Raw genomic sequence first — 278 nt, 5'->3', positions numbered from 1 at the left:
CTTACTTCTCCCGCCTCGGGGCCGCTCGCCGCGAGTTCAATCAATCGCTCAGAAGGTCTTGCGCCCAGCGGACAACCGGACCCAATAGACTTGAGTCCGTTTCTGGAATCGGGTGTGATCAGCGCGGAAAATTATCGCGACTACGCCAACTTCCTCTTGGGAAAAGAAGTTCCCGAGATCGATTCCCAGTTTAAGAAAAGTGTCGGCGATGCGGTGGATGGCCCGTATTCACAGCGCACTGTGGATGCGGTAACAGAGCTGTATGCAACTTTCAACAC

At 54.3% G+C, this 278-nt stretch carries 1 protein-coding gene; it reads left to right on the top strand.

Annotated elements, in window-relative coordinates:
- Positions 1 to 90: 90 nt before the first annotated feature.
- A partial coding sequence (locus SB753_RS36810) for a hypothetical protein (RefSeq protein WP_410805058.1) occupies positions 91 to 278 on the top strand: 188 nt, incomplete at its 3' end.

The organism is Paraburkholderia sp. SIMBA_053, assembly GCF_046534895.1.
Classification (GTDB): Bacteria; Pseudomonadota; Gammaproteobacteria; order Burkholderiales; family Burkholderiaceae; genus Paraburkholderia; species Paraburkholderia caledonica.
The sequence above is the reverse complement of the archived record's forward strand: the minus strand, read 5'-3'. Positions and strand labels throughout refer to the sequence as shown.